This window comes from Rossellomorea sp. RS05, from assembly GCF_039822645.1.
In the GTDB taxonomy this organism is placed as follows: domain Bacteria; phylum Bacillota; class Bacilli; order Bacillales; family Bacillaceae_B; genus Rossellomorea; species Rossellomorea marisflavi_B.
In genome coordinates this window covers 1-15,214 of record NZ_JBDKWY010000016.1, presented here as the reverse complement: position 1 = coordinate 15,214, position 15,214 = coordinate 1, and the positions used below count along the sequence as shown (strand labels likewise).

The 15,214-nt window shown below is 46.7% G+C and carries 10 protein-coding genes; 4 read left to right on the top strand and 6 right to left on the bottom strand.

Annotated features, from left to right (window positions below; translation table 11 throughout):
• Positions 1-2 precede the first annotated feature (2 nt).
• The 5 genes from ABJ225_RS21795 to ABJ225_RS21775 all read right to left on the bottom strand — a co-directional run bounded on the left by ABJ225_RS21795 (position 3) and on the right by ABJ225_RS21775 (position 6,362).
• A complete protein-coding gene (locus ABJ225_RS21795; RefSeq protein ID WP_347321587.1) occupies positions 3-896 on the bottom strand; it encodes a helix-turn-helix domain-containing protein in 894 nt (297 codons plus the stop codon).
• 44 nt (positions 897-940) lie between these two features.
• Entirely contained in the window at positions 941-1,843 is a 903-nt protein-coding gene (locus ABJ225_RS21790; RefSeq protein ID WP_347321586.1) for a helix-turn-helix domain-containing protein, read from the bottom strand.
• Between the two features lie 873 nt (positions 1,844-2,716).
• Positions 2,717-3,103 carry an SMU1112c/YaeR family gloxylase I-like metalloprotein gene (gene gloA2, locus ABJ225_RS21785; protein WP_048013197.1) on the bottom strand — a complete coding sequence of 129 codons (387 nt, stop codon included), beginning with the start codon at positions 3,101-3,103 and terminating at the stop codon, positions 2,717-2,719.
• Between the two features lie 52 nt (positions 3,104-3,155).
• Positions 3,156-4,082 (bottom strand): manganese-dependent inorganic pyrophosphatase, encoded by a 927-nt coding sequence (locus tag ABJ225_RS21780; protein WP_056540198.1) that lies wholly within the window; start codon positions 4,080-4,082, stop codon positions 3,156-3,158.
• Between the two features lie 183 nt (positions 4,083-4,265).
• The gene (locus ABJ225_RS21775) at positions 4,266-6,362 is read right to left on the bottom strand and encodes a penicillin-binding transpeptidase domain-containing protein (protein WP_347321585.1); all 2,097 of its coding nucleotides are present in this window, start codon (positions 6,360-6,362) and stop codon (positions 4,266-4,268) included.
• A gap of 142 nt (positions 6,363-6,504) precedes the next feature.
• Here ABJ225_RS21775 and trhO point away from each other — a divergent pair, with 142 nt between their 5' ends.
• Both trhO and ABJ225_RS21765 read left to right on the top strand, forming a co-directional pair.
• Positions 6,505-7,470 carry an oxygen-dependent tRNA uridine(34) hydroxylase TrhO gene (gene trhO, locus ABJ225_RS21770; RefSeq protein ID WP_056540194.1) on the top strand — a complete coding sequence of 322 codons (966 nt, stop codon included), beginning with the start codon at positions 6,505-6,507 and terminating at the stop codon, positions 7,468-7,470.
• An 887-nt stretch (positions 7,471-8,357) separates the two neighbouring features.
• On the top strand, positions 8,358-9,476 hold the full coding sequence (locus ABJ225_RS21765; protein WP_347321584.1) for an NADH-dependent flavin oxidoreductase: 1,119 nt from the start codon (positions 8,358-8,360) through the stop codon (positions 9,474-9,476).
• Positions 9,477-9,541: 65 nt separating this feature from the next.
• On the opposite strand, the gene ABJ225_RS21760 is transcribed toward ABJ225_RS21765, so the two are convergent.
• A complete protein-coding gene (locus ABJ225_RS21760) occupies positions 9,542-13,327 on the bottom strand; it encodes a 5'-nucleotidase C-terminal domain-containing protein (protein WP_347321606.1) in 3,786 nt (1,261 codons plus the stop codon).
• 651 nt (positions 13,328-13,978) lie between these two features.
• Here ABJ225_RS21760 and ABJ225_RS21755 point away from each other — a divergent pair.
• Together ABJ225_RS21755 and ABJ225_RS21750 are read left to right on the top strand one after the other, a co-directional pair.
• The gene (locus ABJ225_RS21755; RefSeq protein ID WP_048006545.1) at positions 13,979-14,179 is read left to right on the top strand and encodes a helix-turn-helix transcriptional regulator; all 201 of its coding nucleotides are present in this window, start codon (positions 13,979-13,981) and stop codon (positions 14,177-14,179) included.
• A gap of 118 nt (positions 14,180-14,297) precedes the next feature.
• Positions 14,298-14,639, top strand: a complete 342-nt coding sequence (locus tag ABJ225_RS21750) for a hypothetical protein (protein ID WP_347321583.1) — start codon at positions 14,298-14,300, stop codon at positions 14,637-14,639.
• The last annotated feature ends 575 nt before the right edge of the window (positions 14,640-15,214 follow it).

Sequence of the window (15,214 nt, the reverse complement as noted above, 5' to 3'; positions counted from 1 at the left end):
ACCTACCTTTGTGATTGGGCTACTCTTACTGCTTCTATCTTTTTATCGATAAAGTCAACGAAGCGGGCATTCTTTTGGATCTGGAAGTAGTCTCTTCCCTTCTGAAAATATGAAAGTGCCTCTTCGTCATTACCTTTCAACTCAAAGTTGTATCCAATTTGATAGTTTAATTGAGCAATTCCATATAATCGTTCTTCACTGATGGTCCATTTTAGCCCTTCCTTGCAGTACTTGATCGATTCATCATAGTCTCCGAGACGGGTAATAATCCTAGCAGTATGGTAGTACAACCGTGTTTTAATAGACTTATCCTGCAGATAAGGATTTTGATCTACTGCTTCCTGAGCTTTCCCATAAGCAGCTAACGCCTCATCATATCTTTCCAGAAGGGCTAACATATTACCCAGTGTAATTTGAAGACGCATTTCCCTCTCTGTCATGGCCCTCTTAGAATCCTCTGTCAGTTTGATCGCATCCAACACCATATCCACTGCTTTTTCTTTATTTCTCTCCACTTCACTTACATAGATGGCTTTATTCCAATCCAACAACTGTTTATTTTCCTTATTGTTCATAAACAACGGATTTTGTTCTTCCTTCTCAATCAGCTTGATCATGTCGTCATATTGTAAATTGAATCGATAAGTGTGAAATAGGCGCTCAACATTTTTGATATAGTCATGTCGTTCGGTAGACCCAAGTTCAAAAAAATAATTCACATCTACCCCAAGTCTATGAGAGATTCGATAAAGTACCGTGGCGCTGGGATAAATATCTCCCTTTTCCATTCGGCTGATCAAAGCCTGAGTGCAGATTCCTACTGCAAGCTCTCCTTGAGTGATGCCGATTGCTTTCCTGAGTTCTCTTATCTTCTTTCCAATTACTGAGTAATCCATGGAATTCCACCCTTATCTTTCATTTTCTGTTTCAACGACACCACCTACGTTTTTGCTTCAACATTTACTAACCTCTCTGTCTCTACAATCTTATGATCTATGAACTCGACAAGCTTCTCATTCTTTTGGATTTGAAAGTAGTTTCTCCCTTTTTGAAAATAGGGAAGCGCCTCTACAGGTTTTCCTTGAAGCTCCAAATTGTAACCAATCTGATAATTCAATTGTGCAATGCCGAATAGCCGCTCTTGGCTTATGGTCCATTTTAGGCCTTCCCTACAATAGTTGAGAGATTCCTCGTATTCTCCAAGCCTTGTAAGAATTCTAGCCGTATGATAATAAATTCTCGTTTTAATCGATTTATCTTGAAGGAACGTATCCTGACCAATGGAATCTCGTACTCTGTTATACGCCTCCAACGCTTCTTTATCTTTATCCTGGGAAGATAGAATGTGACCCATAGATAGCTGAATGCGCATCTCCCTCTCCGACATCGCCCTCTTCGGGTCAGCCGTCAGGTGGTAGGCATCCAGCAATACGCTGATGGCCCTGTCTTTGTCATTTTCGACTTCTGCTATGTAGATGGCCTTATTCCATTCGAGGAGCTGCTTGTTTTCTTTGTGATTGATGAAAATTGGATTTTTTTCTTCTTTTCGCACGAGTTCGATCAGTTCGTCGTACTGCAGTTTGAATCGGTAGTTATTCAGTAATCGTTCCACGTTTTTGATGTAATCAAAGCGCTCGGTGGAGCCGATTTCGAAGAAGTAGTTCACGTCCACCCCAAGCTTCTGGGAAATACGGTATAGCACCGTGGCACTGGGGTAGATATCCCCTTTCTCCATTCGGCTGACCAATGCCTGCGTACAGATTTCATCAGCGAGTTCCCCTTGGGTGATGCCGATGGCTTTTCTCAATTCCCTTATTTTCTTTCCTATGATTGAATAGTCCATTCTAATCCACCCCTGCTGTAGATATGTTCGTCTCGATCATTGGTTTGTACAATGAGCAAATATTAATATTCTTATAGATTCTGAGATTTCCGCAAAGCCCTACAATATTGACCTTCTAAGCCGGTCAAGGTAAGACGAGAGCGGAATTACATGTACTTTTTGAATATGGTTTAATGAATTCAACGACAAATTACAATACCTTTGGACGACGCTCTTGCTTAGGGGGCGTCCTTTTTTTATGTAGTAGAAAATATTAATATCCTTATAATTTCTGAGAAATTCTCGCTTTCATCATCAAATACTGAGAGTCCTGACCTGCCGTGTGTCGAGAGGAGGAATTCATTGAATTCACGGATATGGTTTAATGAATCCAACGACAAATTACAATACCTTTGGACGGCGCTCTTGCTTAGGGAGCGTCCTTTTTTTATGTAGTAGAAAATATTAATATCCTTATAACTTCTACGAAATGCACGCTTTCACCATGAAATCCTGAAGGTTCTGACCTGCCGTGTGTAGAGAGGGGGAATTCATCGAATTCACGGATATGGTTTAATGAATCCAACGACAAATTACAATACCTTTGGACGACGCTCTTGCTTAGGGGGCGTCCTTTTTTTATGTAGTAAAAATATTAATATCCTTATATTCTTTTAGGAATAAAGGCTTTTATTCCGCAATAGACGTTTTATCCCTCAGGGATTCCTTCACAGCACGATTCCATCCATTTTCGATCTATGGTTAAATAGACCCAACGACAAATTTCAATACCTGTGGATGACGCTCTTGCTTAGGGAGCGTCTTTTTTTATTCTTTTATACGTGCGAAGCAGCCGGCGGTTTCAGCCTGAGTCAATTTGGTATGCGTTTTTACTCAGATTTCATACAATTCCAATGGGAGACCGTCGGGGTCAGAAAAGAACGTGAATCGTTTGGACGTATAGGGATCGATGCGTATTTCCTCGACCTGGATACCCGATTGATGAAGTTCAACCACTGCTTCTTCTATATTCTTCACCTCAAAAGCCAGATGCCTTAGTCCCCTGGCTTCCGGATAGCTGGGGCGTTCCGGAGCTTCTGGGAAAGAGAATAGTTCGATGAGGTAGGTACCGTTGAGGGCAAGGTCGAGCTTGTACGAGTCCCGGTCTTCCCGGTAGACTTCCCTAATGATCGTGAAACCGAGGATATCGGTGTAGAAGGCCTTTGAGGCTTCATAGTCTGAACAGATGATGGCAATGTGGTGGACAGCCTGTAGTTGCATATGTCTCCTCCATGTAAAAAAGGAGCAGCTTGGTTCAGCTGCTCCTTGATGATTATTTGATGGATTCGGTCAGGACCGGTACGATTTGTTTCTTACGTGAAACGACGCCTTTAAGAAGCGCACGGTTGTTCTCAAGCTTCACGTTGAAGGCTTTCTCGACTTCTTCTGCCTTGCTTCCAAGGGCAAGGGCCGTCGAGTCGTTCTCAAGGATGTCAGTGACAACAAGGAGGAACAGGTCCAAGCCTTTTTGTTTGATGAGGGTTTCCATGGCTGCCTCTACTTCCGCTTGGCGGCCGAAAACATCATTCAAGTCGACTACATTGATCTGAGCCACTTCAACTTTCGCAGTCCCCATGGAGAATTCCTTGGCATCAAGGGTCACAAGCTCGGCAACCGTCTTCGTGCTCATATTGGCTCCTGCTTTCAGCATTTCAAGACCATATACCTGTGGATCAACACCAGCGATGTCAGCGAGTTCCTTTGCTGCAGCTACGTCTTCATCCGTGCAGGTCGGCGATTTGAACAGGAGTGAATCAGAGATGATGGCAGACAGCATGAGGCCGGCCATTTCCTTCGTCACTTCCACGCCTTTCTCTTTGTACATTTTGTTCAGGATCGTCGCCGTGCAGCCAACCGGCTCGGCGCGGTAGTACAACGGGTCAGCCGTTTCAAAGTTGGCGATACGGTGGTGATCGATGACTTCGAGTACGCGTACGTCTTCGATGTCTACGGCGCTTTGCTGGCGTTCGTTATGATCGACCAGGATGACCGTGTCGGCTTCAGGTGCGACCTTCTCCACAAGGCGTGGTGCCTCCACATTGAAGTGGTCAAGTGCATATTGGGTTTCCCCGTTCACGTCACCGAGGCGTACCGCTTCCACTTCTGCTCCCAACTTCGTCTTCAAGTCTGCATAGACAAGGGCGGATGTAATCGTATCAGTATCGGGATTCTTGTGTCCGAAAATAAGTGTTTTACTCATGATCATACTCCTTTTATGTAAAGTTTGGTGATTTCCTCTTATTCATTTTCTTATATTACCATATTTGATCGCAAAACCGAACGGAGATCCGACGAATTTTTCATGGGAAAATGCCACGTTATAGGGAATTGGAACCCTATCTGATTCAAAAGAAGCCCGCCGGGAACACCGGCAGGCTCTCGTTTATTTCAAGCTATCATAGAACTTCTTCGTCACCTGGACGGTGTGGGTGCTTCCCCCGTTGTCCTGGACATTTTCCAGGAGCATGGCGAGCACCATATCGGGATTGTTCTGGTCATAGGAGACAAATAATCCATTCTCTCTTCCTTTTGACCCCTGTTCCGATTTGATTTCAGCTGTTCCGGTCTTGCCGGCAATGGCTTTCCCTTCAGAGTTCGCTTTCGTGGCGATCCCTTCTGATACAACCTTCCTCAAATCCGTTTGCAGCATGTTTGCTTGTTCCTTTGTTACGACTTCCTTCTTCCACACCTTCGGCTCCTGATCGAGAACGAGCTGTGGCTCCATCATGTTCCCGTCATTGATGATGCCCCCGTAGGCACTGGCAAGATGGACGATATTCATGAGCACCTGGCCCTGTCCGAAGGCTGAATCGGCGAGCTGGACTTCTTTCTCGATCTTTCCGTCATTGGACACTTGGGAGTTATAGAGCGGATACTCAAACGGGATATCCTCTCCGAATCCGAAGTTTTCTTTCAGACCCTTCACGAAGGTATCTGCCCCCATATCGAGGCCGACACGGGCAAAATAGATATTATCGGAGAATTTCAGGCCGCTTTCGAGATCCACCGAGCTATCGTTATCGAATACGCGGACGACCTTGTAGTTCCCCCATGATTCATCCTTCTTCCATGTCTTCCCTTTGATGTCATACGTTTTATTCGGATCGAGCTTGCCGGATTTCAATCCGACGGACGCGGTGATCCCTTTCATCGTGGATCCAGGTGAGTAGGTGATCTGGAAGCGATTCTCGAGGGGCTTATCCGGATCTTCCGAAAGCTCTTTGTAACGGTCCGAAGATATACCGAGAATCATTTCATTCGGGTCGAAGGACGGTGTGCTGACCAATGCCAAGGCTTCCCCGGTCTTCGGGTTCATGGCTGCCGCCGTGCCCGGTTCCTTCTTCATTTGGGCGTAGATTTTCTTCTGCAACTCTGCATCGATGGTCAGCTTGACGTTCTTCCCGTTCTCCACTTCCTGCTCAGCGACGGTCACCTCATCGCCATTTTCCTTCGTGAGGAAAAGGCGCTGACCGTCTTTCCCGCGTAGCTTGTCCTCAAATACCTCTTCTGTTCCGCTGACCCCGATGAGGGAATTGGCTGTATAGCCCTTATCCTTCACCTTCTCGAGCTTCTCTGCTGTCAGCTTCCCGATATAACCCGTCAAGTGAGCCGTCGCTTCACCGAAGGGATACTCCCTTGCTTTCACCCGCTTGGAATAAAGCCCATCAAGATCGATGACCTCCAGAGCTAGGGGACGCTCGGAAAGAGGGAGTTTTTTGATCGGAACAAAATACTCCGGCTGTACCCAGCTTTGATCGAGTTCTTTTTTAATCGCCTCTTCCGACGTATCAAGGAGATCGGCTACCTTCTTCAGATTGCTTTCGTCAAATTCACCGGGTACGATCCCGATTTGGAACGCTTCACCGTTCACGGCTAGGGGCTGATCATTCCGGTCGTAGATTTCCCCGCGCTGAGCGGTGATCGTGTCAATCCCGACCTTATCCCCATCCTCCAGTTCAGGCAGGATAAAGGAAGGATCCCAGTTGACGTACCAATCCTCTTTATCATCCCGTTCTTCTTTTGTAAGCTTCACTTTTTGATCGTACTTCACTTCTCCAGCAGATGTGTTGAAGCGGATGGTGACGGGGAACTCTGCTTCCTTCTTCTTATCCCAGTCCGTATCATCTTTCGGTTCTTTGAACGATACCTTCAAATCCGATACACCGGTGTCTTCATAAATTTTCTTATACCGGTCGACAAAATCCTTCTTTTTATACGAGTCCTTTGTCTCGGTACTCAAGTAGCTACCGTACATGTCATCAAACGTCTGTTTATTCCACAATTTCACATAATCCTTCAGGCGATCATCGGGCTTCGATTGCTCCTGGCACCCCGCCAGTACAAGTCCGAATATCAATAGGAAACAAAGTATGAGTATCTTGCGCATGAAATCGTCATCCCCTAATGTAGAATTTTCCTCTACGTTCATTCTTTCAAAAAGACAGACAAGTTTCAATACAAAGTCACCGAACTGTACCATTAAAATCCACCGTTTCCTGACGATTCTCTTCAATGGATGATGCATTTTATAAAAAATTTGTTATAATAAACAATCGTAAGAGTAATAAGGAAGAAATCCTAAGATTATATCTTGCAAATATTAATCGACAGGTGGAATAAAAATGAACGACTATCGTGTTTTACTGTATTACAACTATACCCAGGTAGAAGATGCAGAGGCATACGCTCCTCAGCACAAAGCCAAATGTGAAGAAATCGGACTGCTCGGACGCATCCTGATTTCAGAAGAAGGAATCAACGGAACATGCTCCGGTACAGTTGAACAGACTGACGCCTATATGGAGTACATGAAAAACGATCCCCGTTTCAAAGACACGGTCTTTAAGATTGAAGAAACAGACGGCCACGCGTTCAAGAAATTGAAAGTGAAATACCGTAAAGAACTTGTTACCCTTCGCCTTGAAGATGATGTAGATCCGAATAAACTTACCGGCCAGTACCTTGAGCCGAAAGAATTCTACGAACAAATCCAGCGTGAAGACACCATCGTCCTCGACGCACGGAATGACTATGAATATGACCTTGGACATTTCAGAGGCGCAATCCGCCCGGATATCCGCAACTTCCGCGATCTTCCGCAATGGATCCGCGACAACAAAGAAAAGTTCATGGATAAAAAGATCATCACCTATTGCACAGGCGGAATCCGCTGTGAGAAATTCTCCGGATGGCTTCTAAAAGAAGGATTCGAAGACGTTGCACAGCTTCACGGAGGCATCGTGACGTACGGTCAGGATCCAGAAGTGCAGGGTGACCTATGGGATGGACAGCTTTACGTATTCGATGAGCGTATCTCCGTACCGGTCAACCGCAAAGAGCACGTGGTCATCGCCCGCGACTTCTACGACGGAGAACCATGTGAACGCTACGTCAACTGTGCGTACCCGCCATGTAACCAAAAAATTATCTGCTCTGAAGAAAATGAGCACAAATATATGAGAAGCTGCTCTCACGAATGCCGCACACATCCTGAAAACCGTTATGTACAAGAATTCGGTATGACAGAAGAAGAAGTGGCAGAACGCCTCGCTGTTATCGAGCGTGAGAAAGAAACAGCTGCGATCTAATGGAATGACGAACAAGCTACCAGATGCCGGTAGCTTGTTTTTTTGTGTTCATCTACTTTGGTAAACACTAGGACTGTTATTTTTATGAGTGAGCGGTTTGTATCTAGTCCGTTCCTTTTCGCTACAGGCGCTTGCTTTCCTGCGGGGAGGGTAGCAAGTCTCCTCGTGCCTGCGGGGTCTCGCCACTCCTCCTTTTCTGCTGGAGTCAAGCACCTTCCGCTTCAATACACTCTGTGGTTTTAGTCAAGGTGATATTCGATCTGACTATAGAGTCATTCATTTGAACTTTAGCCTGACCTGATAAACAGGATCGCTACCTCTACTTACCATCATAATGAAATGATCTTTCCCATTAACATTAGCTATCACGCCTTAATAAGCACACAGTGCAGCAGAGGACGACCGACTCCCGCGGGAATAATGGGCAGGCGAGACCCTGCAAGCGCAGCTGAAGCGGCTCACCGTCCACCCCGCAGGAAAGCGGACGGCCGCAGCGAAACGGAACGCCCCCACTCCCCTCCAAACCTAATAAAAAGGTGGATTGTCAGACAGCAATCACTCGTCCTCTTCCACACAGTGTAGTGCAGCGGAGGCCACCCGACTCCTATGGGAATAGCGGGCAGGGTGAGACCCTGTAGGCGCAGCCGAAGCGGCTCACCGCACGCCCCACGGAAAGCGGGTGGCCGCAGCGAAACGGAACGAACCCTTTTCCCATCCACACCTAATGAGAAGGTAGGTTACAAATATCCAGGTCTAATCAAAAAGAGAACCCGCTTATCCTCCTCCAATACAAAATCTCCCAACCACTAACCCAAGCAGATTATTAGTCAAACACCCCGTCCATCCACTATGATTAGTCCCGTACCAAACGAAGGAGGCAAAACCATATGAACGAAAAATTCAAAGAACTGCTATCTCCATATACATTCAAAAACGGAATCGAACTCAAAAACCGCGTGATCATGGCGCCAATGACGAACTTCTCTTCCGATGATAACGGCAACGTCACAGATGCAGAAGTCGACTATTACGCCCGCCGCTCACAAGGTGTCAGCATGGTGATCACGGCCTGCACCAATGTAACACCGAACGGAAAAGGGTTCCCAGGCGAATTCGCCGGTCATTCAGATGACATGATCCCAAGCCTTGAGCGTCTTGCTAAAGGCATCAAGGAACAAGGCGCCAAAGCCCTCCTGCAAATCTTCCATGGCGGCATTCAATGTCCACCGGAACTTGTAGATGGCGACGTCGTGAGTGCCAGTGACATCACAGGCGAAAACGGCGAGAAAAAAGCCCGCGGTCTATCTCAAGGTGAAATCGAAGAAATCATCGAAGCATTCGGTGAAACAACACGCCGTGCCATTGAAGCCGGATACGACGGAGTCGAAATCCACGGTGCGAACGGATATCTTCTTCACCAGTTCTTCTCTCCGATGACAAATCAGCGTGAAGATCAATTTGGTGGAAGCATTGAAAACCGCATGGCATTCCCCCTTGCAGTCGTAGATAAAATCAAGAGTGTCGTGGATGAGCATGCCACTGCTCCATTCCTTGTCGGCTACCGCTTCTCTCCTGAAGAACCTGAAGAGAACGGCTTCACCATGGGTGAAACCTTGAAGCTTGTCGATGCCCTGGCGGATAAAGAGCTTGATTACCTCCACGTGTCACTCTTCGACTTCTTCTCTACGCCACGTAGCGGAGTGGATGACCTCGAGAAAACTCGGATCGACTACCTGCTTGAAACCATCGGTGACCGTGCGCCCCTTATCGGCGTAGGTTCCATCTATTCAGCAGAGGATGCGTATAAAGCGTTCCAGACCGATGTACCGCTTCTAGCGATCGGACGCGAGCTCATCATCGATCCTGACTGGGTTCAAAAGATCGAAGAAGGTTGCGAGAATGAGATCATCACGGAAATCGATAAAGAAAAGCAAAAAGAACTCGTCATCCCGGATCCACTCTGGAATGCCGTCTTGAATACTCCAGGCTGGTTCCCTGGCGTTTAATACGCTATTCATACAAAAAAAGGACCCTTGCGAAGCATATAATGCTTGCAAGGGCCCTTTTTCTATTATGGTCTGCCGCATACTCCTAAGAGCTTGCAGAGCCAGTTTTTCAATTTCTTGATGATGTCACGGATCTGATCTCCCCAGCCTCCGTGGCCGTCGTCGTCACCGTCTCCATCATCACCGCCGCCGTCACCCGGATCATCTTGCTTGACCTCTTGTACGATGCGGTCTTCGAGCTCCGGTGAAACCGGACTGTTCTTCTCAAGGTATTCTGTCATGACTTCGAAGTCCACTTGGAACAGCTCCGTCATGCGTCCATCGTCTTTTGCTTCCTTCAGCATGGAATATCCGTCTCCACCATCTGCTGTGAACGCATTTGTTGCCACTGTGTACATCGCTGCTGGATCAAGCTTTTCGAATCCGTTGTCTGTTTTCACATCAACAGACCATACACGCTCTCCAACAGGCTGATTCACATCATACTTGAATTTGATTCCTGAAACCTGCAGGAAGCGACCTTCGCCGGACTCGACGGCACTTACGCTATGCTCGAGTGCCTGTTTGATTTCTTCTCCAGTCAGATCGATCGCAACCAAGTTGTTTCCGAAAGGCAAGGTAGTCAATACATCACCGAGTGTGATGTCTCCTTCACCGATTGACGCCCTGATTCCTCCACCATTTTGGAAGGCGATATGAGTCTTCACGGATTCGTTGGCTTTGGCCACCATTCCATCGGTAATCAGATTTCCAAGGTTCGTTTCCTTCGTACGGACGTCAGCGCGTTCTCCATTCAAAGGAACGTCACTTGAACCGACAACCTCAGACATAAGCTCATCAAGAGGTGCTTTGAACTCTTGGACTTTTGCTTCTGCTTCAGGGTCTTTTTCGTAATTGGCAAGTGGGACAAGCTCGCCTTTGTATTCCTTGATGACACCGTCAGGATCGAACGTGACATCGAGATTACCGATATTGTTCAAGTATTCTCCAGTCTGCACGATCAGTGTAGGCTCATCCTTTTCAACGAATGTTGGTTCTTTCAAAGCCGTGTGGGAGTGACCACCGACGATTACATCGATGCCATCCACTTCTTCTGCAAGATCCTGATCAGGTCCGTATCCAAGGTGGGATAGGACGACAATTTTATTCACACCTTCTTCTTGGAGCATGGAGATCGTCGCATTGGAAGATTCCACGACATCCTCGAATACGATGTCTTCACTCGGGTTGGCAAGGAAAGAGGTGTCAGGCGTTGTCAATCCGAAGATTCCGACCTTCTCACCGTCGATTTCCTTGATGATGGCAGGGTAGATCTTCCCACCTTCAGCCGGGTCACCGATTTCATCTTTGTAAAGCGGGGACAGATCCTTATCGGCTGTCACGTTTACGTTTGATGAAACCATCGGGAATTTCATTTCTTTGATGAAATTGGCCAGGATGTTTGAATCTTTATCAAATTCATGGTTACCGAATGTCATGGCATCGAAATTCAGGTCGTTCATGAACGATAGATCTGCCAGACCAAGATACTGGCGGAAATAAAGCGTGCCGGAGAATACATCCCCTGCATCCACCAGGAGGGAATTCGGTTTACGAAGATCATCCAGTGCCGTCACAAGGCGTGGGTATTGCTCCACATGAGCATGGCTGTCATTCGTATGGAGAATCGATAGATCAAAGTCCTTCGGCTCTTCCGGTTCTTGCTGGGCATTCAGGTCAAGCTGTGCCACCAGGGCATCATGATCGCTTGCTCGTCCATGCTCTTCCATATAAGGAGAGTTGAAGTTGACGATATCAAACTCGGCTTGATCAGCGAGGCGATTCGACACGAGCATATGATCAAGCACTTGTGCATTTCCTTGATACGAATACGTATAGCGCTCATTTGCAGGAAGTGTCTCGATCAAGTTCGTGAGCTCTTCCCCTTTAAGCTTTTGAAGCGGTGCTGAGAATTCAAAGTCGTTCAAGTCGCCAAGGACGACCACGTTTGCATCTTCATTCTTCGATTCGATATCTGACACGAAGCCGTTGATGACTTCTGCAATCTTCAAGCGTTGCGTTTCACTTCCAAGGGTCGGAGGCTGGTTGCGTCCGAACAATGGCTCGTCCCCACCTTTGGAGTTGAAATGATTGGCGATGACGATTACGTCTTCACCGTTGAAATCGAACTGTGCTGCAAGGGATTTACGGCTGCTGCGGAATGCATCGTTCGTAGGATCGATACGACCAGGATTAAGAGTAAGGGAGCCGTCCTCATATCCCACTGCAGTCGTTTGATCTCCTTTTTCACCTTCTGCCAGGGTTACGCGCTCAGGGTTGTAGAGATACCCTACACGGATATTCCCTCCAGGAACCCCTCCGTCCTGCTTGTCCTGTGGAGCGATTTCCGTCCACTCATAAGCAGGGCCGCCAAACTTAACAGAAGCATCGCTCAGTGCTTTATAGTTTCCATCAGCTTTCACTGTACCGTCATCTTTCGTTCCGCTGTCATCGAGTACTTCCACAAGACCGATGATGTCAGGAGAACCAAGATTTTCGACCATGGATTTCGCCAGTTTGTCACGTTTTGTGGCATCTGACGCGTCAAAGTTTTCGATATTGTACGAAGCAATCGTCAACTTCTCATCATCTTTTTCAATCGTCGTTGTTTCAGGAGTGAACTCACGCTCATTCAGAGCAGGGAGCTCATCATCATTCACAAGGATCTTGAAGTTGCTGAAGCTGTAGCTTACAACACCCGTCACAGTACCTTCGAACTGATCCCCTGTCTTCGCTACGAAATTGCGGTCTTGAAGCTGGATGAACATTCTTTCAGGATTCTGATTGTCCGCTGTCAGAAGCGGAGCACCTTCTTTGGTATAGTTCTTCCCTTCCACCTGTTCGGTGATGACCGGAAGTTCACCGTACTTCTGAGGTCCCGTAACCGTTGGGTCTTCAAGGGAAATGCGCATGCCTTCAATGCTTTCATAGAAATCGATGGCATCCACATCAGGGTTGAATTCTTCCAGACCGTCACTGTCGATGACATCTGTCGGAGGGAAGATATCCTTGCCGATCACGAGAGCTTCAGGAAGCTCGTTACCAGAAGATTGGACAACGACATTCCCGTTTTGGGAATTAATTTCTGTCGTGGTAAGGTCGGTTTGAAGCTTTTCCGCATAGCCATCAAGGACCCATTCTTTCACCTGTCCGTCTACCTTCACGGCATCTCCTGTACGGACTCCGTGGGACGGTTTATAGACCAAGATCCCTTCAGATGTCTTCTCGTTATCATCAGGCTGATCATCTTGCATGTAGAAATTGCTTCCATCCACGACGTGAGTGACGATTCCTTCTACCTCTTTGACGTTCTTGAGGTTGTAAGGGGACGTATGACTTTCACCTTGGATGTCATGGATACGAAGTCCTTCGATCCCTTCGAACGGATCGGGTTCTCCCGGCTCCGCACCATCAACGGTGATGGCCGTCGGGTTTTTCAGCCCGGGTACGTTGAAATAGGCTGTAAGCTGACCCGTCACGACGATTTTTTCGCCGATCATATCCGGGTTGGTCTGCAGACCGAACTGCGCGCGGAATGAGCTTGGAAGCTGTACCGGCAAAATCTTCGCTGGATCCGTCTCATTTGCCGAATCGGCTATGGCAATATTGAAATCATTACTGAAAGGAGCTTTCGTATTATAATTGGAACCAGATATCGTGTGACCCACGATGTATCCAGTGACCGTTCCGTTGCCTGTGTTGTTATCGATGGCTTCCTGTACCGTCATGGTGCCGGCTGCACCAGCTGCGGCAGGAAGCATGGCAATCAACATGACAAAAACGGTCATCAAAGCGAATAATGGCTTTTTCATGGTTTTCACTATTTCTTTCCTCCTCCGAATTCAACAATCGGAAATGAGCTGATATCGTCATTATGTGCCCATTTCAATAAACCTACCCTCGAATAACCCTGTACCTTCAAAAATGTAAGCGCTTTCTTTTATCTACATTCCTTTTGCCGATGAACCCGATTCTCTCTCTGCATATAGGTCCGGCAACCCACCACCGATCCTTTCCTCCCGCATGGTTTGAGCGGAACATACCAAGTTTCCCATTTAATATATCATTTTTCTGTCGAAGATTAAGGAATAATGAAAAGATTAACAAAAATGAGACGATTGGTTTATAAATCCTTCATATTCAATTGTGTTTTTTTAGTGAAATAGTCTTACATTTGGTAAGACTTCTTTACAAATTCGGTATTCCGTAAGTAGAAATACAAGCTTCTGAACGTTTCACTCTCGTCGTCCTTAGGTAGAAGTGTTTATTTCAGATCATGAATAAGTATTGGTTCATTCCCTCCCAGGATGTGATGAGATTTAGTTTCCTCCCTCCTCTAGTAAAAGAAGTCTCCCAAACTGAAATCACAACCAGATAAAATTATTTTTGTTGTTTTTTCCACTCCAAAAATGTAATATATATCTTACATGAAGCAATATATATATTACATTTGAGGTGAAGCAATGAAAACAAAGGTCAAGGAGGCCAGAATGGAGAAAGGAATGACACAGGCAGAGCTTTCCAGGCGGGTTAATGCGACACGACAGACAATCGGCCTGATTGAAAAGGGATCGTACAATCCAAGCCTTCAGCTCTGTCTCGCCATATGCAAAGCCGTAGGAAAGACACTGGACGAATTATTTTGGGAGGATGATGAACAATGAGTTGGTTGACAATGTTTTTACCAGAGGATGAATACAAACAAAAGAGATTGATATCATTTTTAGCAGAAGCGGCCGTCATCGCTTTTCTAACGACATTGATCGGGGCAGCATGACTCGCTTGACAAGCATACCTGCGCTTGCATCAGAAAAATCATTCCTGATCATAGCAGCCGTCCTGATCCTCTATCCCCTCCTCCGCTACATCCTTTCAGGCATAGAGTACGCGGACATCTTCACATCACAGCAATACAAAAAACAGATGAAGCACATCACCTTCCGCTCCATCATATTCTTCATCCTGTTCAACCTGATCTATGCCACCGCTACCGAGCACCATGGATGGTCCACCATCATCCAAACCGCGGGCCTCGCCCTCATCTTCATGACCCTGCTCTTCCTGATCGACATAAGCTCACTCACCGTTTCCTACAAGAAAAACAAAAACCTTGAAACAGACTGAAAGCCAGCAAACAGGACGTGCAGCCGTACATCCTGTTTTTTTCTATCTATTGAAATAGAACTATATAAAGGCACGCACCCCTCCAACAACTATCCCACCCCAAAAAAGAAAGGGGGGAAATGGATATACACCATTCAGAAAACTACATGCTCATCACCCGCACAGAGTGCCTTGCAGCGGAGGGGGGGCTGACTCCTGCGGAAAAGGAGAGAAGGTGAGACCCCGCAGGCACGAGGAGGCTCAACTCTCTCCCCGCGGAAAGCAGCCCACCTCAGCGAAAAGGCACGGACCCTTCCTACCACCATCCCTTTCCATAAAAAGAGGGGGAACGAACGGGGATACATACCAATCAAAAATTCCAACATGACCATTACCCGCACAGAGTGCCTTGCAGCGGAGGGGGCTGACTCCCTCGGAAAAAGTTATTATGACGGGTGTTTCCCACACTTTTCTTAGGTGAAATTTTTTTTTGAATATCCTTTCGGATTTTCTTCATTCCTTCATTTATCATTTATTCAAAATAAAGGGGATCGAGCCTACGCGTTGCGTCAGGAGATTGGATAAATCCCCCCTTT

Bases quoted from the DNA above. Each gene is read 5' to 3' on its own strand.
- ABJ225_RS21775 (WP_347321585.1), bottom strand. From the start codon at position 6,362: ATGGTACAGTTCGGTGACTTTGTATTGAAACTTGTCTGTCTTTTTGAA.
- ABJ225_RS21765 (WP_347321584.1), top strand. From the start codon at position 8,358: ATGAACGAAAAATTCAAAGAACTGCTATCTCCATATACATTCAAAAAC.
- ABJ225_RS21755 (WP_048006545.1), top strand. From the start codon at position 13,979: ATGAAAACAAAGGTCAAGGAGGCCAGAATGGAGAAAGGAATGACACAG.
- ABJ225_RS21790 (WP_347321586.1), bottom strand. From the start codon at position 1,843: ATGGACTATTCAATCATAGGAAAGAAAATAAGGGAATTGAGAAAAGCC.
- ABJ225_RS21795 (WP_347321587.1), bottom strand. From the start codon at position 896: ATGGATTACTCAGTAATTGGAAAGAAGATAAGAGAACTCAGGAAAGCA.
- ABJ225_RS21780 (WP_056540198.1), bottom strand. From the start codon at position 4,082: ATGAGTAAAACACTTATTTTCGGACACAAGAATCCCGATACTGATACG.
- ABJ225_RS21760 (WP_347321606.1), bottom strand. From the start codon at position 13,327: ATGAAAAAGCCATTATTCGCTTTGATGACCGTTTTTGTCATGTTGATT.
- gloA2 (WP_048013197.1), bottom strand. From the start codon at position 3,103: ATGCAACTACAGGCTGTCCACCACATTGCCATCATCTGTTCAGACTAT.
- trhO (WP_056540194.1), top strand. From the start codon at position 6,505: ATGAACGACTATCGTGTTTTACTGTATTACAACTATACCCAGGTAGAA.